The 23,129-nt window shown below is 62.5% G+C and carries 23 protein-coding genes; 8 read left to right on the top strand and 15 right to left on the bottom strand.

The window, feature by feature from the left end; translation table 11 throughout:
• Positions 1–34: 34 nt before the first annotated feature.
• Positions 35–832, top strand: a complete 798-nt coding sequence (locus FMA36_RS07320) for a hypothetical protein (protein ID WP_159261794.1) — start codon at positions 35–37, stop codon at positions 830–832.
• Positions 829–1,449, top strand: a complete 621-nt coding sequence (locus FMA36_RS07315) for a hypothetical protein (RefSeq protein WP_159261793.1) — start codon at positions 829–831, stop codon at positions 1,447–1,449. The genes FMA36_RS07320 and FMA36_RS07315 overlap by 4 nt, the downstream gene beginning before the upstream one ends.
• Before the next feature lie 68 nt (positions 1,450–1,517).
• On the opposite strand, the gene FMA36_RS07310 is transcribed toward FMA36_RS07315, so the two are convergent.
• Together FMA36_RS07310 and FMA36_RS07305 are read right to left on the bottom strand one after the other, a co-directional pair.
• The gene (locus FMA36_RS07310) at positions 1,518–1,676 is read right to left on the bottom strand and encodes a hypothetical protein (protein WP_159261792.1); all 159 of its coding nucleotides are present in this window, start codon (positions 1,674–1,676) and stop codon (positions 1,518–1,520) included.
• A 46-nt stretch (positions 1,677–1,722) separates the two neighbouring features.
• Complete coding sequence (locus tag FMA36_RS07305; protein ID WP_159261791.1) at positions 1,723–1,992, bottom strand: hypothetical protein; 270 nt, start codon at positions 1,990–1,992, stop codon at positions 1,723–1,725.
• 59 nt (positions 1,993–2,051) lie between these two features.
• On the opposite strand from FMA36_RS07305, the gene FMA36_RS07300 reads away from it, so the two are divergent.
• Positions 2,052–2,654, top strand: a complete 603-nt coding sequence (locus FMA36_RS07300) for a hypothetical protein (protein WP_240906518.1) — start codon at positions 2,052–2,054, stop codon at positions 2,652–2,654.
• An 83-nt stretch (positions 2,655–2,737) separates the two neighbouring features.
• Here the strand turns inward: FMA36_RS07300 and FMA36_RS07295 are convergent, their stop codons facing one another.
• The 4 genes from FMA36_RS07295 to FMA36_RS07280 form a co-directional block, all read right to left on the bottom strand.
• Positions 2,738–3,187, bottom strand: a complete 450-nt coding sequence (locus FMA36_RS07295; RefSeq protein WP_159261790.1) for a hypothetical protein — start codon at positions 3,185–3,187, stop codon at positions 2,738–2,740.
• Positions 3,184–4,908 carry a putative bifunctional diguanylate cyclase/phosphodiesterase gene (locus FMA36_RS07290; protein ID WP_159261789.1) on the bottom strand — a complete coding sequence of 575 codons (1,725 nt, stop codon included), beginning with the start codon at positions 4,906–4,908 and terminating at the stop codon, positions 3,184–3,186. Before FMA36_RS07290 ends, FMA36_RS07295 begins: the two co-directional genes overlap by 4 nt.
• 90 nt (positions 4,909–4,998) lie before the next feature.
• A complete protein-coding gene (locus tag FMA36_RS07285) occupies positions 4,999–7,236 on the bottom strand; it encodes an EAL domain-containing protein (protein WP_159261788.1) in 2,238 nt (745 codons plus the stop codon).
• 144 nt (positions 7,237–7,380) lie between these two features.
• Positions 7,381–8,502: a lysophospholipid acyltransferase family protein gene (locus FMA36_RS07280; RefSeq protein ID WP_240906517.1), complete on the bottom strand. Its 1,122-nt coding sequence runs from the start codon at positions 8,500–8,502 to the stop codon at positions 7,381–7,383.
• A gap of 206 nt (positions 8,503–8,708) precedes the next feature.
• On the opposite strand from FMA36_RS07280, the gene FMA36_RS07275 reads away from it, so the two are divergent.
• Positions 8,709–9,911, top strand: coding sequence for an ABC transporter substrate-binding protein (locus FMA36_RS07275; RefSeq protein ID WP_159261786.1), 1,203 nt, complete (start codon positions 8,709–8,711; stop codon positions 9,909–9,911).
• On the opposite strand, the gene FMA36_RS07270 is transcribed toward FMA36_RS07275, so the two are convergent.
• The 4 genes from FMA36_RS07270 to FMA36_RS07255 all read right to left on the bottom strand — a co-directional run bounded on the left by FMA36_RS07270 (position 9,902) and on the right by FMA36_RS07255 (position 13,732).
• Positions 9,902–10,633: a CbtA family protein gene (locus tag FMA36_RS07270; RefSeq protein WP_159261785.1), complete on the bottom strand. Its 732-nt coding sequence runs from the start codon at positions 10,631–10,633 to the stop codon at positions 9,902–9,904. The two genes, FMA36_RS07275 and FMA36_RS07270, sit on opposite strands and share 10 nt — an antisense overlap.
• A gap of 310 nt (positions 10,634–10,943) precedes the next feature.
• The gene (locus FMA36_RS07265; protein WP_159261784.1) at positions 10,944–11,567 is read right to left on the bottom strand and encodes a peroxiredoxin; all 624 of its coding nucleotides are present in this window, start codon (positions 11,565–11,567) and stop codon (positions 10,944–10,946) included.
• Positions 11,568–11,601: 34 nt separating this feature from the next.
• Positions 11,602–12,735, bottom strand: coding sequence for a lytic transglycosylase domain-containing protein (locus tag FMA36_RS07260; protein ID WP_159261783.1), 1,134 nt, complete (start codon positions 12,733–12,735; stop codon positions 11,602–11,604).
• A gap of 163 nt (positions 12,736–12,898) precedes the next feature.
• The gene (locus tag FMA36_RS07255; protein WP_159261782.1) at positions 12,899–13,732 is read right to left on the bottom strand and encodes an aldo/keto reductase; all 834 of its coding nucleotides are present in this window, start codon (positions 13,730–13,732) and stop codon (positions 12,899–12,901) included.
• Between the two features lie 188 nt (positions 13,733–13,920).
• Between FMA36_RS07255 and FMA36_RS07250 the strand changes: the two genes are divergently transcribed.
• The 4 genes from FMA36_RS07250 (at position 13,921) to FMA36_RS07235 (ending at position 17,970) form a co-directional block, all read left to right on the top strand.
• Complete coding sequence (locus FMA36_RS07250; RefSeq protein WP_159261781.1) at positions 13,921–14,946, top strand: dipeptidase; 1,026 nt, start codon at positions 13,921–13,923, stop codon at positions 14,944–14,946.
• Between the two features lie 79 nt (positions 14,947–15,025).
• The gene (gene ahcY / locus FMA36_RS07245) at positions 15,026–16,324 is read left to right on the top strand and encodes an adenosylhomocysteinase (protein WP_159261780.1); all 1,299 of its coding nucleotides are present in this window, start codon (positions 15,026–15,028) and stop codon (positions 16,322–16,324) included.
• A gap of 77 nt (positions 16,325–16,401) precedes the next feature.
• A complete protein-coding gene (locus FMA36_RS07240; RefSeq protein WP_159261779.1) occupies positions 16,402–16,791 on the top strand; it encodes a DUF3597 domain-containing protein in 390 nt (129 codons plus the stop codon).
• A gap of 114 nt (positions 16,792–16,905) precedes the next feature.
• Positions 16,906–17,970 (top strand): transporter, encoded by a 1,065-nt coding sequence (locus FMA36_RS07235; RefSeq protein ID WP_408885651.1) that lies wholly within the window; start codon positions 16,906–16,908, stop codon positions 17,968–17,970.
• Between the two features lie 15 nt (positions 17,971–17,985).
• Here FMA36_RS07235 and FMA36_RS07230 read toward each other — a convergent pair whose 3' ends face one another.
• From FMA36_RS07230 to FMA36_RS07210, 5 genes are all read right to left on the bottom strand, one after another.
• Positions 17,986–18,189 carry a hypothetical protein gene (locus FMA36_RS07230; RefSeq protein ID WP_159261777.1) on the bottom strand — a complete coding sequence of 68 codons (204 nt, stop codon included), beginning with the start codon at positions 18,187–18,189 and terminating at the stop codon, positions 17,986–17,988.
• A gap of 123 nt (positions 18,190–18,312) precedes the next feature.
• Entirely contained in the window at positions 18,313–19,368 is a 1,056-nt protein-coding gene (locus FMA36_RS07225; protein WP_240906516.1) for a threonine aldolase family protein, read from the bottom strand.
• Positions 19,365–20,564 carry a dicarboxylate/amino acid:cation symporter gene (locus FMA36_RS07220; protein ID WP_276612616.1) on the bottom strand — a complete coding sequence of 400 codons (1,200 nt, stop codon included), beginning with the start codon at positions 20,562–20,564 and terminating at the stop codon, positions 19,365–19,367. The genes FMA36_RS07225 and FMA36_RS07220 overlap by 4 nt, the downstream gene beginning before the upstream one ends.
• A gap of 415 nt (positions 20,565–20,979) precedes the next feature.
• A complete protein-coding gene (locus FMA36_RS07215; protein WP_159261775.1) occupies positions 20,980–21,396 on the bottom strand; it encodes a c-type cytochrome in 417 nt (138 codons plus the stop codon).
• 2 nt (positions 21,397–21,398) lie between these two features.
• Complete coding sequence (locus tag FMA36_RS07210; RefSeq protein ID WP_159261774.1) at positions 21,399–22,976, bottom strand: flavin monoamine oxidase family protein; 1,578 nt, start codon at positions 22,974–22,976, stop codon at positions 21,399–21,401.
• Positions 22,977–23,129: the final 153 nt, after the last annotated feature.

Genomic DNA, 23,129 nt, shown 5'->3' with positions numbered 1-23,129 from the left:
TCGTCAGTCCCTTTTTACAGCATCAGAGAGAAATATGACCAGAAAACTCGGCTGCCGCCCCGCGCAAATACGCACGGGCCAACCCTCCATATCGGCCATGCGCGGTTTCTGTGCCCGACAGGCCCCTGCCCGGCTCGAGCGTAGCCATATCGATCCTGCTCCGCTGCTGCTGGGCAATGACGTACTGGGAGATTGCACCTCGGCCGGGATTGGGAACCATATCCGCGCCACGTCTGCCCTGAACGGCTTTCAGACCGACGTCACCACGCCGCAGGCCGTGGCGTTCTATTCCCGCTCCACTGGCTACGTGACGGGCAATCCCGGCTCGGATCGGGGCGGCGTGGAGGTTGATGTGCTGACCACCGCGCTACGCGGTGGGTATGCCGTGACCAACCAGACCCTGTTCCCGCTGTGGGGCAGCGCAGATCCAGGTGACCTGAATGGTGTGCGCAATATCATGGCTGGGCTGTCGGCAGCCTATCTCGGCGTGCAGCTGGCCGACGCCGACCTGTGGGAGGACGAGACCGGCGCGCTGGCCCCGGTGTGGGATACCGATACCCCGGCCGGACACGGCGACCCGAACCCCAACCCCGCGAACGGCCACTGCCTGCTGGGCTGGGATTATACCGGCACGGACGATACGGACATCGTGACCCTGCTCACCTGGGGCACCACACAGCGCGCCACCTGGCGCTGGGTGCGCTCGCGCATCATGGAAGCCCATGCGCTCGCCTGGCACCAGCTCATGCCCGCCACGACTCTAGTACCCAGCCAGTCAGACTGGGAGGCGCTTGTCGCGGCCAATGATGCGTATCTGCGGGGGATGGCATGAGGGCCGTTCTGGGGCTGGCCTGCGTTCTCGGTCTGTCTGCCTGCACCCATCAGGCACCCGTGCAGACCACGATTCCTGCTGCTATGGCAGGCATCCAGTCCAGTCTGGCGCAGGCTGGTGTGGTATCGGTCTCGCACGCGGGCGACTGGACAGAAGATCAGGATGCCCGGTTCACGCGCGCCGTGCATGCCGCCCAGTGCAGCCAGCACACACCTGACCCAGTGGTCGGCACGATTGCAGGCGACGTGACACTGCAACTCTCCGGCCAGTTCACGCAGGGCGGTCAGTTCAGCGTGGGCACGGCTAGCACGGTGCCCACGTTCGGGGTACAGGCCGACGCCAGCCGGACGCGCGGGCAGGCTATCAGCCTGCCGGTGGCCTATGCCCCCCTGTCCTCTTTGCCTGATGTGGAGATGGGGCGGCAGCTTGGCTACGAGGCATCCATATTCACACAAAACGATGATGTCCGACACATTGAGGCCAAGCGCCTGATTACCGACCGGGAGGAACTGCGGGGAAGATTACAGGCAATGATTGATACCTGGTCCGCCAGAGAGTGTGTTGGACCTATCCCAGTCGACCCATTCGTAGGCTACCCGAATCGACGTCGGCGATAACGAATCGAGAAATGCCCCTCTGGTCCACTGGACCAGAATCACATGCACGAATCGAGGCCACGTTTAACTTATTGGCGGCTTTCTTGACGGTATATCCCGGATTTTGCGGGAGGGATGTGTTTTGGTAAGGGAGAGGTCGACAGTTCAATCCTGTCCAGCAGCACCATTTTTTCCGAATTGAAATCAGGGCTTTCACGGCCTGCCAGAATATTGCTTGCGGTCTCCATGCCCAGGGCCCTGCGGCACAGCGTGAATGTGGCCGGCCATGGCGCATCAGGCTGCCTGCCCGCCCGCAAAGCCAGAACTTCCCTCACCCTGCTGCGTTACTGTCTCGATACACAAGATGGTTTTGAGCCAACGCACTGACAAAAAGAATAAAAGTTTTTGGATGCTGCCTTTTTTTAAAAAGGCGACGTTCGTTTGAGCTTTTTGAAAAAATATTCCCCAGAAGCTTCCTGCAGTTTGCAGAAGGGTTCGGGCGCACGCTTTGCAGGCTGCTTTTACAAACCGGTCTGTGCAATCAGGGTCCGGCGCTTCTGGCATCGCGCACCTGTTCCCGCCACACCGGGCCTGCACGGGTCCAGATATTTGACAGAGGCAATATGAATGCACCCGTAGCCGCCCGTTTCACCGCCCTGTGGCCCCGCCTGCGCGTGTGGCGGGCCACGGCACTTATGGTGGGCCTGCTGGGCCTTGGCGGCCTTTCAGGGTGTGGTTATACGGACTCGCGCGCTGCCCATCGCGCGCAGATGACCATGATCGGCATGAACAGCACGGATGTGCAATCCTGCGTGGGCATTCCCGACAAGACCAAGAAAATCAGCGATGCGGTGCAGATTTTTGAATATTCCCGCACCCTGAACATTCCCTCCACCAATGATTCGACGCTGATCCCGCTCCAGTCGGTCGTCAACCTGACCGAAACGACACTCGGCGGCGCAGGCAAGACCTGCATTGCCGATATCCGTTTTGAAAACGACCGGGTGACCGAGGTGCATTATAGCGGCGATGATGATGAAATGATGGGGACGGACGGCGTGTGTTCCATCGTCACCCGTGGCTGCGTGCGCCAGCCGGTTGCGTCCATGCGGCATGTGAAGAAAGGGGTTTTCGGCCCCGTCTCCGCCTTTCACTCGCCCAAACTCGACGCGCAGCCCGCACCCCCTCCGGCACCAGCCACGCCAGCACCGGTCAGCGCAAAATAAAAGTTTCCGGGTGCCCCCTTTTTTCAAAAAGGCGGGGTTACCTGAAGCTGTTTGAAAAAAGCTTCCCCAAAAACTCCCTGTAATCAGGAAGCCGTATTGAGCGGTAGCGCCGCAATATCCGCAGGTGGCCCGGCCAGCATACAGGCCACGCCGGTCGTACGGTCAACAAGCATGCGGATCTCGACCGGCCCTTCCGCCCCGAACAGGTCGGATGTCACTTCATAGACCGGGCGCAGCGGCGCGTCCTGCCCCGCATCATGGCGCACCACCTCGGTCATGATGCGGCCAAGGGCACGCTCCAGTCCATCCATGACGCGTGAGGGTGCGAGACGGGGCTGCCCGCCGTCGCCCATGCAATGCAGTTCCAGCAACCGCGCCCATGAGGGTGTGGGAATGAACATCGGCATGCGCGAGCCATCATTATGCCGCTCCGCATGCATGATGCGCCGCGTATTGGCCAGCTCAATCACATCCACGCGCGGCAGGTCATCGCCAATGCGCGCGGCTACCGTGCGGGGCGCGTCGTCGCTCACAGCGTCACCCCTTCAAAACGTTCGGGCAGCTTGAGGATATCGAGCGAAGACAGCGCCGAGGAGACAAAGAAGCCCTGGATGCGCTCGGGCTTGAGCGCCTTGACGAGTTCAAACTGCTCGCGGTTTTCAACACCTTCGACCGTGACTTCCATGTTGAAGCCCTGCCCCATGTCGATCAGGCTGGACAGGACCATGCAGGCATCGGGGTTGCCCACGATGTTCGCCACCATGCTCTGGTCGATCTTGACCTGCGAGAACGGCAGCTCGCGCAGGTGGTTCAGCACCGTGATGCCCTTGCCGAAATTATCGAGCGCGATCCGGAAACCCGCCCGCGCCAGTTCACGCAGGTTGCGGATGCCCTGCTCGGCCCGGCGGCCATGCAGCATGGCTTCGGTGACTTCCAGCACAAAGCTGTCAGGCGACATGTTGAAGCGCCGCAGCGATTCCTCAAGCTCGCGCTGGTAGTCATCGCGGATCAGGTCCATGCGCGAGAGGTTGATGGCAAGCTGGCGCGGCGGCTGGCCTTTCTCGTTCCACATGCATACATCGCGCCGGAAGGCCTCGATCATGCGCGGGCCCATCGCCTGGGCCAGGCCGGCATCGGTAAACACGTCGGAGAAATCTTCCGCCGCGAGCAGCCCGCGCTCGGGGTGCTGCCAGCGCAGCAGCGCCTCGATCTGGTCCACCTCCATCGTGTTGCAGTTCACGATCGGCTGGTAATAAACCTCGAACTGGTTGCGTTCGACCCCGCATCGCGCCTCGCTGAGGATCGAGACACGCGCCTGTGCCCGCTCGCGCAGGTTCTTGGTGAACATCTGCGACTGCTTGCCGCCCGCGCGCTTGGCCGCATACATCGCCATGTCGGCGTTTTTCTGCACGTCTTCCATCGTGTCGGTGCCATCAAGCAGCACGGCGCCGATGCTGCCAGCCACACTGACCGTTACCGTCTCGATATCGATGGGGCGTTCAAGGATGGCCTGCAGGCGGTCCATGTACCGCTCAAGCGATACATCCTCGAGCGTACGGTGCAGGATGACGGCAAATTCGTCACCACCAAGCCTGCTGACCGGATCATCGGGATGGGTCAGTTCGATCAGCCGCGAGGCAATGGCGCGCAGCACGATGTCACCCGCATGGTGGCCGTGCACGTCATTGATCTGCTTGAAGCCATCAAGGTCAAACATGGCCAGCGCCGACTGGGCGGTCATGCCCGGCTCGCGACAGCGCGCGATTTCATCGGCCAGCGCGGTGTTGAAGCCGCCCCGGTTGAGCAGGCCGGTCAGGGTATCGGTCTCGGCCAGTTCACACAGCCGGTCGCGCGTGTTCATGAGTTCGGTAATCTCGAACCGGCTGGCCACATAGCCCGTAATCGTGCCCTGCCGGTCGATCTTGGGGATGATGGTGGTCGCCACCCAGTACAGCGACCCATCCTTGGCGCGGTTGCAGATATTGCCACGCCATAGCTGCCCCGCCTTGATGGTGCGGTACAGATCCCGGAAGAAATCGGCATCATGATGGCCGGAATTGACGATACGGTGCGTCGAGCCCACCAGTTCCTCGCGCGAGTACTGGCTTATCTCGCAGAAGCGGTCATTCACATAGGTGATGACCCCCTCGCTATCCGTAATCGCGACAATCAGGACATTATCAACCAGATCAGCCCAGAAATCCGCATCCTGATGCGTCAGGGCCCGCAGCCGATCATCGTGTTGCAATGCCATGTTCCCGCCTGGAATCCGTAATGAAAAACAAACTGTTATGCTTCATGAACTCAAACCGCTCCCCGCACCTGGCGCGGGGAGCCACATGCTCTATGCCGTCGTTGGAATAAGGAAGGAGCCACGTTCCTGCCGGACGCGGAACCATTTTTCCAGTTCCGCTGGGGGTAGTGGCCTAGAGAAAAGATAGCCCTGCATCACATCGCAATGCAATTCCTCCAGCAGGCGCCACTGCTGCTCGGTTTCCACGCCTTCGGTCACCACCGTCATGCCCAGCCGCGAGCCGATGCCGATCACCGCCATGGTCACGGCCTGGGCGTTGGTGTCATGCTCAAAATCGTTGATGAAGCTGCGGTCGATCTTGATCTCGGTCAGCGGCAGGCGCGTCAGGCGTGACAGCGAGGAATACCCCGTGCCGAAATCATCCATCGACAGCCCGACATCAAGCCTGCGGATGGCATGCAGCACCTCCTCGGTCTCGCTGCTGCTGTCCATCATCACGCTCTCGGTTATTTCCACCGTCAGGCGGTCCGGCGTCAGGCCATGGTGCCTGAGCAGGTTTGCGATGTGCTCGGGCAGGCCGCGATTGCGGAAATGCACGGCGGAGAGGTTGACCGCCACGGTTGGCACCCGCACACCGTCGCGGTCCCACTTCACCATCTGGCTGCATGCTTCCTCAAGCGACCAGCGGCCAATGGCCTCGATCTGGCCGGTCTCCTCGGCTACGGCAATGAAGCGGGAGGGATAGATGTTGCCCAAAGTGGGGTGATGCCAGCGCGAGAGCGCCTCCACCCCGTACAGGCCGCCGGTCATGGTCTCGACCTGCGGCTGGTAATGCAGGTTAAGCATGCCCTTGGAGAGGGAATCGCGCAGCGCCGAACCCAGCACCAACCGCTCCTGCGCCACCTGGTTCTTTTCCTGGCCTGCAAAGCGGAACAGGCCGCGCCCGTCCTCCTTGGCCTGGCGGGTGGCGGCATCGGCATGGCTGAGCAGGGATTCGCTGTCCGGCCCATTGGCGGGGAAGGTACTGATGCCAACACAGCACGAGATGCTGAGTGTGTTCTCGCCCACCTGCAGCGGCCTGGCGATGGCGTTGATCAGGTTCTCGGCAAACTTCTCGGCGCGCTCATGCGAGCATTCGGGCACGACAATGATGAACTCGTCGCCGCCAGAGCGGCTGACAATGTATTCATCCTTGACCAGATGGCGGATGCGGCGGCCGATCTCGATGAGGAAGCGGTCGGCATTCACATGGCCAAGCGCGTCGTTGATATCGCGGAAGCGGTCGATATCAACCATGAACAGCGAGAACTGGCTGTCGCCGCCGCGCATGATCAGGCGCTCGATGATGTTGTGCAGCGAGGTGCGGTTGAGCAGCCCGGTCAGGCTGTCGAAATTGGAAAGCTGGGCGATATGCTGGCGCGTCTCGCTCTGCTCGATGGCCAGCGCGCAGAACGGCATGCTGGTCGAGACCACGCGCTGCGCCCAGGCCAGATCGGACTCATCGCCGCGCAGGTACAGCGCGAACACGCCCATGACCTGCCCCGTGCGCGAGATGATGGTGGACGAACAGCACCGCTCCAGCCCCAGCGAGCGGGCAAGCGAGGCATAGCCATCCCACACCACGGAGTTGCTGGCGGCGGGGTTGGCGCGCAGCGTTTCAAGCTGCTCGGGGGTGAGCTCCATGCTGTCGAGTGCCGCGCGGTACCGCTTGGGCATGGAGGGCGAGGCACTGACCGAAAGCCTGCGCGAGCGGTCGATCAGCATCAGCGCGCCAACCGCGCCGGGCACGAAACTGTCCACCCGGCGGCACAGGAGGTCGCCCACTTCCTCTATGCTCATGTCGGATGCGAGACCCTGGAGCACGTCATTCTGCAGCACGAGGATCTTGCGCTGGCGGCTGGGCTCGGTCACGTCCTTCATGACCGCGATGTAGTAGATCTCGCCGCAATCGCTTAACTGCACGCGCGAGATGGACAGCTCGCCACAGACATACTCGCCATTGGCACGGCGGAATTCGACCTCGCGCGAGGTGCCGACAATCCGGCCAATTCCGGTCTCGCGGTTGCGGTTGATGTAGCTGTCATGGCTGGCGCGCTCGGGTTCGGGCACGAGGCAGCTGACATTGTGGCCCATGACCTCGTCGCGCGACCGGCCCCATATCTTCTCGGCCGCCGCGTTGAAGAAGATGATGAGATTATGCTCATCAATCACGACCATGGGATCAATGGCCTGCTCCATGGCAGAAAGCAGGACATCGGCGCTAATCTTCGGCTGATCCACCGTAAACTCCAGAACATCGGCACGACCAACCGCGCCATGTGAGATCATTTTCCTGACCTGGGCAGGCATCCGTCCGGCGCGTCATCACGCGGCCAGGTTCGATCATGGCCACTCGGCACAGGCATCATACTATGATTTATGCCCATGCGGAAACATGACATGCCTCAATCTTGACACAAAGCCGCCACCGTCTCAGTTGCCGTGGCGTTCAAGGTCCTGTGGCAGCATGCCTGCAAGCGGGCGGCAGGCATAGGCGCTGTCATGCTCGGGCTGGGGCTGGTTCTGGCGCAGTTCGGCGGCACCTGCCGCCACCGCCCGCCACGCCGCCTGCGCCAGCGCCTTGCGACTGGGAAAGTCGTCGGGGTCAAGTGCGGGGTGCAGCAGCACGGTCGCGCGCATGGAGCGCCATTTGAGCAGCTGCCACACATGCGGCCCGAGTTCCATATCGCCATACCATGCAAAAACCGGGCGGCGGGCGTGGTTGACCGGCAGGCCCTCGAGCTCGTCATACACCACCGAGACCGGCTGGATCAGAGGCGTCATGCCCGGACGCGCGGCAATGGCGGCGGCCTCGCTGTCGGGCTCGACCGGCCCCTTGCCTTTGGGCAGGCGCGGCGGCTTGGCAATGGCGAAAAAGGCCGAGAGGAAGGGCAGCACCCTTGAGCCGTCCGATGACGTGCCTTCGGGGAAGAGGATCAGGTTGTCGCCTTCCACCATCAGGCGGTGCAGCATCTCGTCGCGCTCGCGCCCCGTGGTGCTGCGCTGGCGACTGACGAATATGGTGCGGCCAATGCGCGAGACCAGCCCCATGATGGGCCACCCCTCGATATCGCCCTTCGCCACGAAGTTGGACGGCAGCACCGTGCCGAGCACCGGCACGTCAAGCCAGGTGGAGTGATTGGAGACATAAATGACAGGCCGCTCGCCGTTCTGGCGCGCCCTGCGCCCGCCCACGCCACCGGCCCTGCGCCCCACCACGCGGATGCGCAGCGACAGAAGCAGGCACAGCCCGCCCCAGACCATACGCGTCCAGCGGATCTTGGCGGTGCCGGGCACGAGCAGCAGCACCGCCTCGAACCCGACCGAGAGCGGCACCCACACCGTAATGGCCGCAAGCCGCCCCACGCCGCGCACTGTCCGGGCATAGTCCCGCAGGCGGCCGGAGGGCATGACCGTGGTCGTGGCAATGGCCCGCGCCGCCTCCGAGCCCGGGGCGGGCGCGATCACCTGACGCGAGGCCCGCACGGCGGATCGGGACATGACGGGTGAAGAGGAACGACGCCGGGCAAGACGGCGGATAAAATCGGCGATCATGCGGCTATCCATAGCCCGCCATCATGGCGCGCGACAATATGGGGCAAACGGGCGGGCTGCCCGGCGTGTCCTGCACGCCACGCCTGTCATGACACGCGCCCTCGCCCGTTGGGAGTGCGGAATGACCGCGCGAAACGCCACCTGCACACTGGACCTCACTCCCCGACCCGTTCATGCTGGAGGCTGATCCTGGAGGAGAATTTCCCATGTCCGCACGCAGCCGTCGCAGCATTCCTGCTGCCGCGACCGCCTTCTCGCTCCTTGCCGCCATGGCCCCCACGCCGCTGCGGGCGGCTGACGAGGTCCTGAACGTGCTGACATGGTGCGACCATGAAGACCCCGAACTGCTCGGCCCGTTTGAGCAGGCCAACAAGGTGCGCATCCATTTCAAGGATATCGATGGCACCGAGGCCGTACGCGGCATCCTGCGCCAGGCACAGGCCGGTGACTGGGATGTGGTGATCATGGAGGAGACGGCCGCCCCGCAACTTGCGGCGGCCGGGCTGCTTGCCCCGCTCGACCCGGCGGATTTCCCGAACGCCGACATCCCCCCCGCCATCGCCAGCCCTGCAAGCGGGTCGTATCAGGGCCAGCTTTATTCCGTGCCGGAGAAATACGGCTTCCATGCCGTGGCCTTCAACCAGGCCCGCGTGCCCGCCGCCGAGATGGACGACATCAACGCCCCGTGGCAGCCCCGCCATAACGGGCGCATCGCCATCTATGACAGCTACCTGCCCATCCTGTCCTACGTGGCGCTGGCACTCGGCCTTGACCCGGCCCATCTGACCGAGGCTGACCTGCCTGCCCTGCACGACAAACTGGCGGCGCTACGCGCAAATGCGACGCTGGTGGGTGATACCGCCAGCGTGCAGCAGGCCCTGGCCGACGGGCAGGTGGATATTGTGGTGGGCGGTGGTGGCTGGACCACGGCAGGCGTGGATGAAGGCGGCACCGTGACCACAGCCGATACCCATGCCCCGCAGCCCAGGCAGGACCTGACCTTTACCCTGCCCCGGCAGGGCGGCATCCGCTGGCAGCATGGCATCTCGATCGTCGAGGCCTCGCAGCGCAAGGCGCTGGCGCTGGCATTTGCAAAATACCTGCGCACGCCCGCAGCCCAGGCACGGCTGGCTACCTCATCATGCTACTGGGGCATGCCCGCCAATACGCGCGCCCCGCTTGATGACACCACCCGCGCCGCCCTGCACTGGGCGCAGCAGCCCGCCTATATCGCGGCAAGCCATCCCTACCCCATCGTTGATGACGCAATGGATACGAAGCTGCGCGCGCTGTGGGCCGACGTGATGAAGGATACCGCGACGACCAACCCACCTACGCCCGCCAGCATGGCCACACCGCACCCTGCGGGCGATGCGGCCACGACGGATGGCCCGGCAGCTCAGCCGTAATGCCGTAGGGCGCCCGGGCGGCCCAGCACGCGCTCGGCCAGCAGGCCGAAGCCAAAGCCGAGACTGCCCCACAGCACAAGCTGCATGCCCAGCGCCGCCTCACGGAAGTGCCACAGCACCTGGGCGGGGAAGTTGTCCGGCACTTCATTGACGGCAGGCAGCGCCCATTGCAGCAGGCCGACCAGCACTATAAACGCAACACCGCCGCACAGGCTGGCGTTCCAGTTGCCCAGTCTTGCCGCAAGCCGCTGGCCAGCCAGCACCGCCATGATCAGGGCACAGATGGAAAAGACCACCATCTCGAAATAGGCCGTCGTGCGCAGGCCGATGGTCTCGTGGTTGCCCACGCCCGGCGGATTGGCAGGGTATTTGAGGTCAGGCACCAGCACCACGGCCAGAAAACCCGCAGCCGCCAGCAGCATGGCCAGCATGCGCGGTGAAAAACGGCCAATGCGCCCATAGGCAGTGGCAAATACCAGCGCGAACACCCCGCCATAGGCCGCGCCATACATGACTGCCGCCGTCAGCAGCCCCGCCGTGGCCTGCACCGCGCGGCTGACGAGTTCCACCTCCGGCGGCTCGCCGGCGGCAGCATCCATCGCGGCTTCATAGCCGATGGCAAGATTGACCTGGGGCTCGCCAAACACACGGGCGAAGATGAAGGCAAGGCAGGCGGCCACAATGCCGGCCAGCATGCCACGCAGCAGCAGGCGACCCGCCATCAGGCCACGCCCCGGCACGAAGGGGAGGAAAGAAAAATCATGATGGTTATGCTCCTGTCGGGAAAGCGCGTCCCGTAACGGAAATGCGGCTTGTGCACTGTCGGGGAGGTCTGACTTCCGCATGGTCCATGCGGTGCACAGTGGCGCGACCGTGCCGGAATCCCACCGGCTTCCCCCCGCAGCAGGGTGAATGGGCAGTCAATAACGTGCAGGCGTGCCAAGTCAATGTTGGAGCGCCGCGTGGGCAGAGGGCAGCAAGCGTTAGAAAATGCCGCCTTTTTGCAAAAAGGCGGCACCCGAAACTTTTATATTATGGAGCCGTGGGGCCTGCGGGCAGCGATACCCTGGTGGCCCGGCCCTGTGCGGCCTGCCACTGCCGCAGCGCATCAAGCGTCCTGCTGACATGGCCCGAAGGCGAAAGCGCGCTGTAGGCATAGATCACCTTGCCATCGGGCGCGATGACATAAGAGGTGCGACTCGCACGGTTGAGCAGCGGCAGGCGGCTGTCATACTTGCGGGCAATCTCGCCATGCGGATCGGCTGCCACGGGAAAGCGGCCATGTCCCTCACTGACCGAGAAACGGTCCAGCGTGGGCATGTCATCGGTGGAAACGCCAATGACCGTGGCACCGAGTGCCTTGTACTGGTCCATGGCATCAGCGAAGTCATGCGCTTCTATGGTGCAGCCACGGGTGAAGGCGGCGGGGTAGAAATACAGCACCACCGGCCCCTGCCTGAGCGCATCAGCCAGGCGAAAGCTGAACTCGCTGCCATTGCGCGTGGCCTGGGCATCGAACAGCGGCGCCTGGCTGCCCACCGGCAGGGCGGCATGTGCGGGAGAAAAGCAGATGAACGCGGCGAAGGCCATGAGGCCCACCAGCGGCAGGCACAGCCCCGGCAATGCCCCACGCGGACGCCTGTAAAAATACCTCATGTTTCCTCACACCCCGTTACAGAGGCCAATGCCATCATGTGGTCGGCGGCAGAATCTGACAGCCTGAGCCACCAAGCCTCTGGCACAACTGCTGGGCTGCATCGTGCGAAAGGCCGGTCAGCCTTGCACGATAGACATGACCACGCCCGGATGCAACGCTTGCAACCTGCGTGTGCACGCCGCTGAGCGAAACCTTGGCCCGTGCCTGCCCTGCCGCCTGCTCCGCCTGCCCTGCCGAGCCATAGGCGCCCACCTGCACGCTCCAGCCATGCCCGCCCGCCATGCTGATCACGCCGGGGCGCTCGCCCGCCGCCGCCATGGGGGCCATGCCGTCCTGCGCGCGGGCACGCCAGGCCGCCCGCACGGCGGAGGCCTCGGGCGAGGGCGTATCGGCCATGGTGCCCTTCGGCACGGAGGCCAGCATCTGCCGCCCCCGGTTACGGCTGCTGCGGCTGTTCTGGGCGGCCTGCGCGCGGGCCAGGGCGCGCGCCTCGATCAGCAGATCAGCCTGCGAGCGGTTGACGGGCGAACTCCCTGCGATGCGCGGCCCGATGGCGGCCACGTAGTCGCGCGTTTCCTTGGGCAGGGTGTGATAGTGATCAACAAAATCATCCAGCCGTCCCGGCCCGCTGTTATAGGCAGCCAGGAAGCCGGGCGAGCCGTAGATGTCATACATCTCGCGGATATAGGCGGTCCCCGCCATGATGTTGTCATGCGGCTCGAAGGCGTCGGGGCCAAGGCTGTAGCGCGCGCGCATCTCGTCATAGGTGGGGGGCATGAGCTGCATCAGGCCCATGGCACCGGGCAGCGAGGTGACGAACTGCCCGTTGCGGTAAAGCTGGCCACCCGATTCGCGGTGCATCACCTCGCGTATCCACACCGCAGGCACGTCAAAGTGCTGCGCGGCCTCGGTAATGTAGGGACCCCACGGGTCATCGGGGGGGCCAGGCGGCGTGTAGCTGGAATGAGCACGGGCGCGGTAGGACTCGGCCTCGTGGATCATCTGCTCTTCGTTCATGGTGGCCGCGCCATTATGGGCGCAGGCGGCAAGCGCGCCCGCGAACCCAAGCGCAAGCCAGCGCAGGAGGCGGCGGGGCGATGGGCGAAATGGCCAGCCAACCCGGTCGCCCGCTTCACCTGATGCTGCGTATGCCTGCGCTACTGCCATGTCGTGCCGTGATCCTGCTCATGCCCGCGCCCCCATGAAGGACGTGCCGACATGGCCCGCCCGGCAGGGAACGGGCGCCGCACCATAACAGCGTGGTTCCGGCTTGTGCAATCCTGCCCTGCCGCCACCATGGCGTGGTGGCGGCAGGGCGATGGCAGTGCGGTTATTCCTCGATATAGGTGGCCGGGTCGCCGCCGGTGCGGTTGGCCGGGGCATCGAGGGTGGCGAGGTCGCGCATGTCCTCATCGGTCAGCTGGAAGTCAAACACGCGCAGGTTGGCGCGCATGCGCTCGGGGTGGGCGCTTTTGGGAATGGGCACCGAGCCCGTCTGCACCACCCAGCGCAGCATGACCTGCGCGGGCGTGCGCCCATGCCGCTCGGCCACGCGGGCCAGGGTGGGGTCCTTGAGGATCGCGCCACGCCCCAGCGGGCTCCAGGCCTGCGTGAGAATACCCAGTTTGCTGTCAACTTCCCGCTGCGCTGCCTGTGCGAAGTCGACATGCATCTCGATCTGGTTGACTGCGGGCGTCACACCCGTTTCGTCCACAAGGCGCTGCAGGTGCTCGGGCAGGAAGTTGGAGACGCCGATGGAGCGCACCCGCCCCTCCTTTTGCAGCCGGATCATCGCTTTCCAGCTTTCCACATACAGATCCTTGGTGGGAAGCGGCCAATGGATGAGATACATATCGATGTAACTCATCTTGAGCCGCTCGAGACTGGCCTCGAATGCGCGCAGCGTGCTGTCAAAGCCCTGCTCGGCCCCGCGCAGCTTGGTGGTGACAAAGATGTCCTCACGCCCCACATCAAAACTGAGCAGGCCGGTGCCTACCCCGCTTTCATTACCGTAACGCGCCGCCGTGTCGAACAGGCGGTAGCCTGCGGAGAGCGCCTCGCGCACGGCGGCCTCGGCCTGCGGGTTGTCGAGCGGATAGGTGCCAAACCCGATCGCGGGGATCTTGCGTCCGTCATTGAGGGTCAGCAGGGGGATGGTGGTCATGGTCGTTCCTTCGCCTGGCGCCCCGGCGTTGCATGGTGCCCCGGCGCAAGGGCGGCAGGGTGGCGACCAGGCCGGGGCAGGACGTGTCGCCGTCTGTCACCCTAACGACATCACGCGGCTTTTGTTTTATGCCCAGTTTTCAGGACTGGGCTGCATGTGGTTCATTATCAGCACCAGACGAGGACCGAATGACCGATACATCCGCCGACCTGCACCACACCATCCTGACCCTCGATACCCATGTCGATATTCCGTGGCCTGACCGGGGTGACTTCGCCACCGGCGCGCCCTCGCGCCGGGTGGACCTGCCACGCATGCGCGCAGGCGGGCTGCGGGCGGCGTGCCTCGTGGCCTATATAGGTCAGGGCGTGTGCGATGCGGACGGGCATGCCGCCGCCTCGGCGCGCGCGCTGGCCATGCTGCGCGTGATCAACGATGCAGGCCGGATCGAGGGCGTGCGCGTGTGCGATACGGCGGCAGGCGTGCGCGCGGCATATGAAGCCGGTGACATCGCCATCGTGCCCGCCGTGGAGAACGGTTATGCGATGGGCGACAACCTCTCGCTGATCAGGCAGTTCCGCGCCCTTGGCGCGCGTTACATGACGCTGACCCATAACGGCCATAACAGCCTGGCCGACTCGGCGCGCCCCATGCACCACCTCAACGACCCCGAAAGCCTGCATGGCGGCCTGTCGGCGCTGGGGCGGGCGGCCATTGCGGAAATGAACCGCACCGGCATGCTCATCGATGTGTCACACACCGCACGCGACACCATGATGCAGGCGGTCGAACTCTCGCGCGCGCCGGTCTTTGCCAGCCATTCGTGCGTGCGGGCGCTGTGCGATCACCCCCGCAACCTTGATGATGGCCAGCTTGATGCGCTGCGCGCGTGTGGCGGCGTGATCCACATCACCGCGATGGACGCCTTCCTGCGCCCGCGCGACGTGCGCGACATCCGCCCCGTCACGGTGGCGGATTTCGTGGACCATATCGATTACGCCGTGCAGCGAATCGGCATCAAGCATGTTGGCATCTCATCGGATTTCGATGGCGGTGGCGGCATACGCGGCTGGGCCGATGCCTCGGAATCGGGCAATCTCACCGCCGAACTGCTGCGCCGAGGCTATGACCACGCTCAGATCGCGGCCCTGTGGGGTGAGAACTTCCTGCGCCTGCTCGACCAGGCCGACGCGGTTGCCCGCACGATCGCGTGAACGCAAATCCCGCCCGCTCTGGATCAGTCGCGCCCAAACGGGTATATCCTGTGCCGAATTAACGAATACAGGATAAAACATGACCACCAGCACCGACTACAAGGTCAAGGATATCTCGCTCGCCGAGTGGGGCCGCAAGGAAATCTCGATCGCTGAAGGCGAAATGCCGGGCCTGATGGCACTGCGCGCGGAATATGGCCCCTCCCAGCCGCTCAAGGGCGCACGGATCGCAGGCTGCCTGCACATGACGATCCAGACTGCCGTGCTGATCGAGACCCTGACCGCGCTCGGCGCCGAGGTGCGCTGGTCGTCATGCAACATTTTCTCGACGCAGGACCAGGCCGCCGCCGCCATCGCCGCAACCGGCGTGCCCGTGTTTGCCTGGAAGGGCCTGACGGAAGACGAGTTCAACTGGTGCATCGAGCAGACCATTCATGGGCCCGATGGCTGGACGCCCAACATGATCCTCGATGATGGCGGCGACCTGACCGTCATGATGCACGACAAGTATCCCGAACTGCTCAAGAACGTGCGCGGCCTGTCGGAGGAGACCACCACCGGCGTGCACCGCCTGTGGGAGATGGAAAAGAAGGGCACGCTGAAGGTTCCGGCCATCAACGTCAATGACAGCGTGACCAAGTCGAAGTTCGACAACCTGTACGGCTGCCGCGAGAGCCTGGTGGACGCCATCCGCCGTGGCACGGACGTGATGATGGCCGGCAAGGTGGCCGTGGTGGCCGGTTATGGCGACGTGGGCAAGGGTTCCGCCGCATCGCTGCGCAACGCAGGCTGCCGCGTGCTGGTAACCGAAGTCGACCCCATCTGCGCGCTGCAGGCCGCGATGGAAGGCTACGAGGTTGTTACGATGGAAGAGGCCGCCCCGCGCGGCGATATCTTCGTGACCGCCACGGGCAACATCGACATCATCACCATCGAGCACATGCGCGAGATGAAGCACCGCGCCATCGTGTGCAACATCGGGCATTTCGATTCCGAGATCCAGATCAATGCCCTGCGCAACTACACCTGGGACAACATCAAGCCGCAGGTTGATGAGGTCGTCTTCCCCGACGGCAAGCGCCTGATCGTGCTGTCCGAAGGGCGTCTGGTGAACCTCGGCAACGCCACGGGCCACCCCTCGTTCGTGATGTCCGCGTCGTTCACCAACCAGACGCTCGCACAGCTCGAACTGTGGCAGGCACCCGAAGGCAAGTACGAAAACAAGGTCTACACCCTGCCCAAGCACCTTGATGAGAAGGTCGCCTTCCTGCACCTGGCCAAGGTGGGGGCTCACCTCTCCAAAATGACCAAGGAACAGGCGGATTACATCGACGTGCCGGTCAATGGTCCCTTCAAGAATGCAGAGTACCGTTACTGAGCGCTGTCAGGCGACCCTGATACGCATGTGAACGGCCTGGCACCCGCCAGGCCGGATACACGATGGAGAAAGAGATCATGAGCATTTTCGGTTCAATCCTGTCCAAGATTTTTGGCAGCCACACCGCTACTGCCGCCACCCCGGCAGCAACCCCCGCAGCTGCTGCGGCCGCTCCTGCTGCCGCGGCTGCGGCCGCAGCCCCGGCACAGCCGGTGGACGTGGATGCCGTGCTGGGCGCGCTGGCCGCCAAGAACCCCGAGAAGCTGAACTGGCAGACCTCGATCGTTGACCTGATGAAGCTGCTCGGGCTGGACAGCTCGCTTGCCGCGCGCAAGGAACTGGCCACCGAACTGCACTACAGCGGCGACATGAACGATTCCGCTTCCATGAATGTCTGGCTGATCAAGCAGGTCATGCAGAAGCTTGCGGCCAATGGCGGCAAGGTCTCCCCCGACCTGATGAAATAAGGCGCGGTTGCGTGGAACGGGCGGACGCGTGGCCTGTGGCCGCCGCCCGCCCGTTTTCATGTAAGCCACCCGGACACGACAGCCGCAGCAGGCGGCATGATGGAGGGACAAGCGATGGAAACCGTTCCCGACTTTCCCGCAGCGGATGCCGCCGCCATGCCGATGGAGGGCAGACCGCCCGCCACATCCATCTCGAACGGGCTGGTCTGGGCCATTGGCTGCCAGTCCGGCCACCGCCCCGTGCGGCTCAATGATGAACAGATCACGCGTGCGCTTGAAGGCGGCTCGCCCGCCAGCCCTGATTCATGGGTCTGGCTGCATTACGACATCGTTCATACCGCCAGCCGCGCCCACATCCAGGCCATACCCTGCCTGCCCGAGGAAGTGCGCCTCGCACTCGGCAGCACCGACCGCGGTACCAATGTAGAGGCGGAAGGCGACATCGTGTACGGCGCCCTGCCCGGCTTTGATGATGCCATGTCGGAGGATGACAAAAACCTCTCCGCCTGGCGCTTTGCCGTGCTGCCCGACCTGCTCATCACCACCCGCCGCCAGCCGGTGCCGGCACTTGGCGTGGTGTACCGCGCGCTGCAACGCAATGAATCCTTCGATTCCCCCGCCGAGGTCGTGGACCACACGCTGCTGGAATTCGCCGATACCGTGCGGCGCAACATCGCCATGCTCGATGACCAGCTCGACCGTGCCGAGGACCTGCTGCTGACACTGGACCAGCACACCGATTTCGGGCGCATCAGCGGACTGATCGGGCGCGTGCGCCGCCGCTCGACCGAACTGCGGCGCGTGATCTCGCCCGTGGACCGCATCTTCCACAACGAAGACCTTGAACTGCCCGAATGGGCGGAAGATGACATACGCGACCGCTCGCAACGCCAGATCCACGCGGCCCTCGATGACCTTCTGGCACTACAGGACCGCGCGCGCTCGCTGCAGGATGAACTGGCATCAGGCCAGGCGGAAGAAACCAACCGCCGCCTTTACACCGTCTCCATCGTGACCACGCTCATGCTGCCCGCCACCTTCGTGACCGGTTTCTTTGGCATGAATACCGGCGGCATGTTCCTGGCCTCGGGCGCCATGGGCACGATGGAAGCAGGCGGCATCTGCTTCATCTTCATGATGATCACGTGGTTCCTGCTCAAGATCATGAAGCTGCTCTAGCCCTGCGACCCCGCTTCAGCCTGGCGTATCTTCCTCGCCATCATGCTGCGGCAGGGTGAGCGGATCAGGCAGGTCGGTGGGAACAGGCTCAGGGCTAGGCGTTTTTTCTGCATCCGGGTCAGGCCGGGCCTCGGGCGGTGAACTGACGCCGGGTGCCGGATAGCGCGCCCCCTCCCCGGCTGACCTGCCACCAGATTTTTCAGAGTCGTCATGCGTCATGGCCGGATCCTTCCACGTCGTCCGTCATGGCCCAACGCATCTGTCACAGGCAGGTTGCCCCTGCCAGCGGTACAGCGCCAATCACCTGCCCGAGAGACTTTGCAAAAGCGTCACGTCACGCTGTCATGCACACGCCTGGCTGATGGCGCCAAGAAGATGGTCCACGTCATCCGCTGTTGTCATGAAACTGGTCACAAATCGCACGACCGGGCTGCCTGCCGGGTCCTGCCCGACCGTATGGAACGCAAACCCCTGTGCCTGCAGCGCCTGCACATGTGCCTCGGGCATGGCGACGAATACGATGTTGGCCTCAACCTCATGGACGATCGCGATCCCTTCCTGCCGCGCCAGGCCATCATGCAGCCGCCTGGCCATGGCATTGGCGTTGGAAGCATTATGCCGCCAGAGCTCATCGGCAAGATGAGCGACAATCTGTGCGGAGACAAACCGCTGCTTGGCCATCATGTGCCCGGCACGCTTGATGTAGCGCCTGAAATTTTCGGCCCTGTCGGGGTTGAAGAAAACGATTACTTCTCCGCAGATCGTGCCGTTCTTGCTGGTGCCAAGCGACAGCACATCCACCCCTGCCCGCCACGACATATCGGCAGGCGTGCACCCCAGCGCCACGACCGCGTTGGCAAAACGCGCGCCATCCATGTGCACCATCATGCCCCGTTCATGCGCGATACGGGTCAGGGCCATGATCTCGTCCAGCGTATAGACCGTTCCGCATTCCGTCACCTGCGTCAGGCTCAGGACCTTCGGTACCGTCGTGTCCGTAGCAGCAGCAGGATAGGAGGCCAGCAGCGCCGCCAGCCCTTCCGCCGTCATCCTGCCTGATTGCGCCGCAGCCGGAAGCATCTTTGACCCGCTGGTAAAGAACTCGGGCGCACCACATTCCGCCCGCAGGATATGTGCATTTTCAGAACAGACAATTCCGCCATAGGGCGGCGTGAACGCGGCAATGGGCAGGCAGTTTGCGGCCGTGCCCGAAATGATGGGGAATGTCGCAACCTTCGCCCCAAGAAAATCCCCCACAACCTGATCCAGGCTATGGGTCAGGTCATCATGGCCATAAGCTGCCGCAGGCCCCTGATTGGCCGCGTGCAGGGCATCAAGGATCTGGGGATTGACCCCCATGCGATTGTCACTGGAAAAATCCATATTACAGGTCATCATGTTTCCTCGGGGATCATGTTGTCATGCACAGCCGGACGGCCAAGAATACCGACAAGAACAGATATTCCGTAGATACTGGCAGCCGTGCGGGCCATGTCAAAGAAATGATCCACACCCAGCAGCAGCAATATACCTTCGGGAGGCAGGCCGAATGTAGGCAGCACGTTACCCAGAATGATGATCGCACCACGTGGCACGATCGCCATTCCCTTTGAACTGATGAACAGGAAGCCAAAAATATAGCATAATGTAAGAAAACCCAGATGGATGCCGTAAGCATCGGCAATCAGCACAACACTGAAGGACTGGAACATCATCGCGCCATCCATGTTAAAGCTGTAGCACAGGGGAAGGAGAAACCCTGATACTTCACGATTGACACCGAATTCTTCCAGGTTTTCGATCAGTTCAGAATAGGCGGCCTCGGAACTGCCTGTTGAAAAAGCCAGGATCAGCGCCTGTACAATATTGCGCGAGAGACGGAAAACATCCCGCCCCATGCAGAAGAATCCCGCGCAGAACCATGCAAGCACCAGCAGCATGACCGCCACGTAGAATTCCAGAATGATATACAGATAGGATATGACCAACTGATATCCGGAGCGGGCCGCGATCAATGCCGTGGAGGCAAAGACAACCAGCGGTATTGATTTCATGATGATTTCGGTCACCCGCAACATCACATTAAAAAACTCGTTGCAGGCCTGCAGGATAACCGTTGTGGTATTTTTATAGCGCGAGATCAGCCCCAGCCCGAACAGGAGCGAGAACGCAGTAACCTGCATGATCTCGTTATGCGCCATGGCATCGATAATACTGGATGGAATGATATGGGTGACCTGCTCGGCCAGGCTGATTGTCGGAATATCCATTTTTTCATGCGACAGGCCGATCTGCGATGACAGAAGACGCCCGGGATGAAAGACTTCCGATGTCATCATGCCAATGCCAAGCGAGATGACCGAGGCACAGATAATCCATACCGCCAGCCTGCCAACCAGTCGCCCCACCCCCTTGTGCTGCGCCAGGTTGCCCAAACCGGAAATAAGCCCCGCCATAACCAGCGGCACGATGATCATTTTTACAAGCCGTATGAACAGGCCCAGTATGTATTGTGCACTGGCGACAGTATATTCCTGTAATGGGCCGCCGTACATATTGCATATTATGCCAAACACCAGCCCAAGAAAAAGCATGAGCACAATGAAAAGGCTTTTCCCGTATCGCCCAAAAGCAGCTCCCGCACGGTCAGTCATACAATAATACTTCCAATGCATTACTTGACAGGAAAATTGATAACGCCGCAACACGGCCTGATCTGGTCAGGCGATCAGGCATGTAACAAAGGAAAACCGCGCGCCCTGACAAGAACCGTCATCTGATAAATATTCTGTATTCAAAACTACCGGCATGGCTGCCACCGGCACGTCACCATTCCAGACCTGATGGGCATGCATACTGGCACAACACGCCGGGCTTTTCGTTCATCGTCCCCGCGCACATATGTCTTTCAATGCGCAGCAACCCGGCATGCGCCCTGTCAGGCCGCGAGTGCCCCCACGTGAAGCCACGGCGCAGCCGGTAACATGCACTGCCGTCAGGTCACGCCGGTCAATGCGTCATGTGCGGCACGGGGCCGGACATGGCCTTAACATCACTGGCCGAAAGCGTATCGGTATAGGCATTGCCAAAATGCGTACGGACATAATTGACCACATTGGCAATCTGTTCAGCCGACAATGTGCCGTTAAACCACGGCATCGCGCCATAACCATTAAGGACGATACCAGCGGGATAGGCCGCCATGGCAAGCTTGGAGTTGCCAGCCAGCGCCGGAATGATCGCAGCGCCCTTGCCTCCCTTGCCATCAGCCATATGACAGGCCTGGCAGACATGCTGATAGACTTCGGCCCCGGTCTGCATATCGTTCTTGCTGTCCCCGCCCGCACCGGGGGAATCAGCGTGCGCCAGCACCGGAAACGCCGAAATGCCAATAATGGCGAGCATGTGCAGAATGTTACGGTTCATGCTCAGGCCTCCTGCGCCCGTTTGTGAAGTCGTTTGATCGCGTCAAGGGAGGAAAGGATCGCACCCTCCTGCCAGCAACCCAGATAGGAGGCATGTTCACCCGCCAGCACGATACGGCCATCGATTTCCGTCAGGTTGCGGTAATGCTGCTTGCGGCTTTCCGCGCTCCAGATGGCGCAGCAACCAAGCGACCAGGGCATGCGGCTCCATGCCACGGCCACGCCGTTGCTGAATTCCTTACGGTATTGCGGGTGCAGCACCGAACCCTGTGCAAGCCCGGTCTCGATACGCTGCGCGGGCGTCATGCCGGCAATATCAAGCCCCGCCATGCTCTTGGTATAAGCCCCGAGCAGAACCGCCGGACCGGATGACTGAAAGCCGTAGCTGGGATAGGAAACCTGCGAGATCTCCTGATTGGTGAAGCTGATGCCACCGTAGATGTCATCATCCTGTTCCCAGAACCGGCGCTTGAACTCCAGCCCCATCTTGATATGCGATGTATAGGGAACCGCGCCGATGGCGGCCTTCATTCCGGAGGAAACCTGAACATCGATCTGGCTCAGGACGGAAAGCGGAATGGTGCACACACACCAGTCAGCCGTCTCCTCCGAGACCTTGCCCGTTGCGGTATTCTCCCACGTCACGCGCACGCCGTGGTCATCCTGCGCAATGCGGCTGACGCGCGCATTCATGGTGATGAGATCGGAAACCTGTTTTGCAAACCCCTTGCCGATCATGTCCACCCCGCCCACGGGCTGGAACATGGTCGTCTGCATCTCGTAATTCATGAAGGCGGAAAGGGACTGCCACATCGCTGGCCTGAACAGATCCTGCCGGTCAAGCAACGCGGAGGGTACGGGTGCGCCATCCGGGCCACCACCAGGGCGCTTGTCCCACCCGCGCCGCGTTGAGGTATGCACGCTGCTTTTGTAGCGGAAGTCCTCGTCCAGAAAACCCCAGCCGCGCATCGCTTCCTTGAGCTGCATGCGGTCTTCCTGGGTCAGTTCCTGGTCAAGCGTGTGCCCATCGATCGACTTTGCCAGCAACTCGGCCACGACACCCGTGAAGTCACAGGCCACGTCACGATACCGCATGGGCTTGCCACCGAACGCATCGGGGCTGTGCACAAATGCATTGTAATTGAGCTGGATGAACGGTTCGAGCGCAACCCCGAACTGCCTGCAGTAATGCAGCAGGGCACGGTGGTGATAGGGAATGCGCCACGGACCGGGGTTGATATAGTTGCCCGGCGCGAATTCGACTTTCTGTACAGGCGTGCCCATTTCAACCACGCGGTCACCGCCGCGCAGTGTCCAGTTCCGGCCGCCGGTCCGGTTCTGGTATTCAAGGACACTTACGGAATAACCGGCCTTGCGCAGTTCATAGGCCGCCAGCATGCCGGCAAGCCCCGCTCCCAGAACAAGCACTTTTGTACCCTTGCGAGCACCGGACAGGGCTGGTGGCCCGGTAAAGCGTGAGTCGGCTGCATACCCCATGACCGTCATGGCCTGGTAGAGAGCGGCAGTGCCTCCGGCAAGGCCAAGTGCGGTCAGAAGCTGGCGTCGGGTTGAAGAGGCCATAAGGCAGGGCTCCCTGTTAAGGAAAATACGTCCTGTCCCAAGACAGTTCGGGGAAGGCCGCATTGTATTGTGGTTTTTATAATCAGTAAGTTGCGACGCCGCAATATTACGAGTTCGGAATATCGTGGCGCAGGCGGGGATACATCATCAATT

The sequence above is a fragment of the Komagataeibacter xylinus genome (assembly GCF_009834365.1).
GTDB classification, from domain to species: domain Bacteria; phylum Pseudomonadota; class Alphaproteobacteria; order Acetobacterales; family Acetobacteraceae; genus Komagataeibacter; species Komagataeibacter xylinus_D.
The sequence above is the reverse complement of the archived record's forward strand: the minus strand, read 5'-3'. Positions and strand labels throughout refer to the sequence as shown.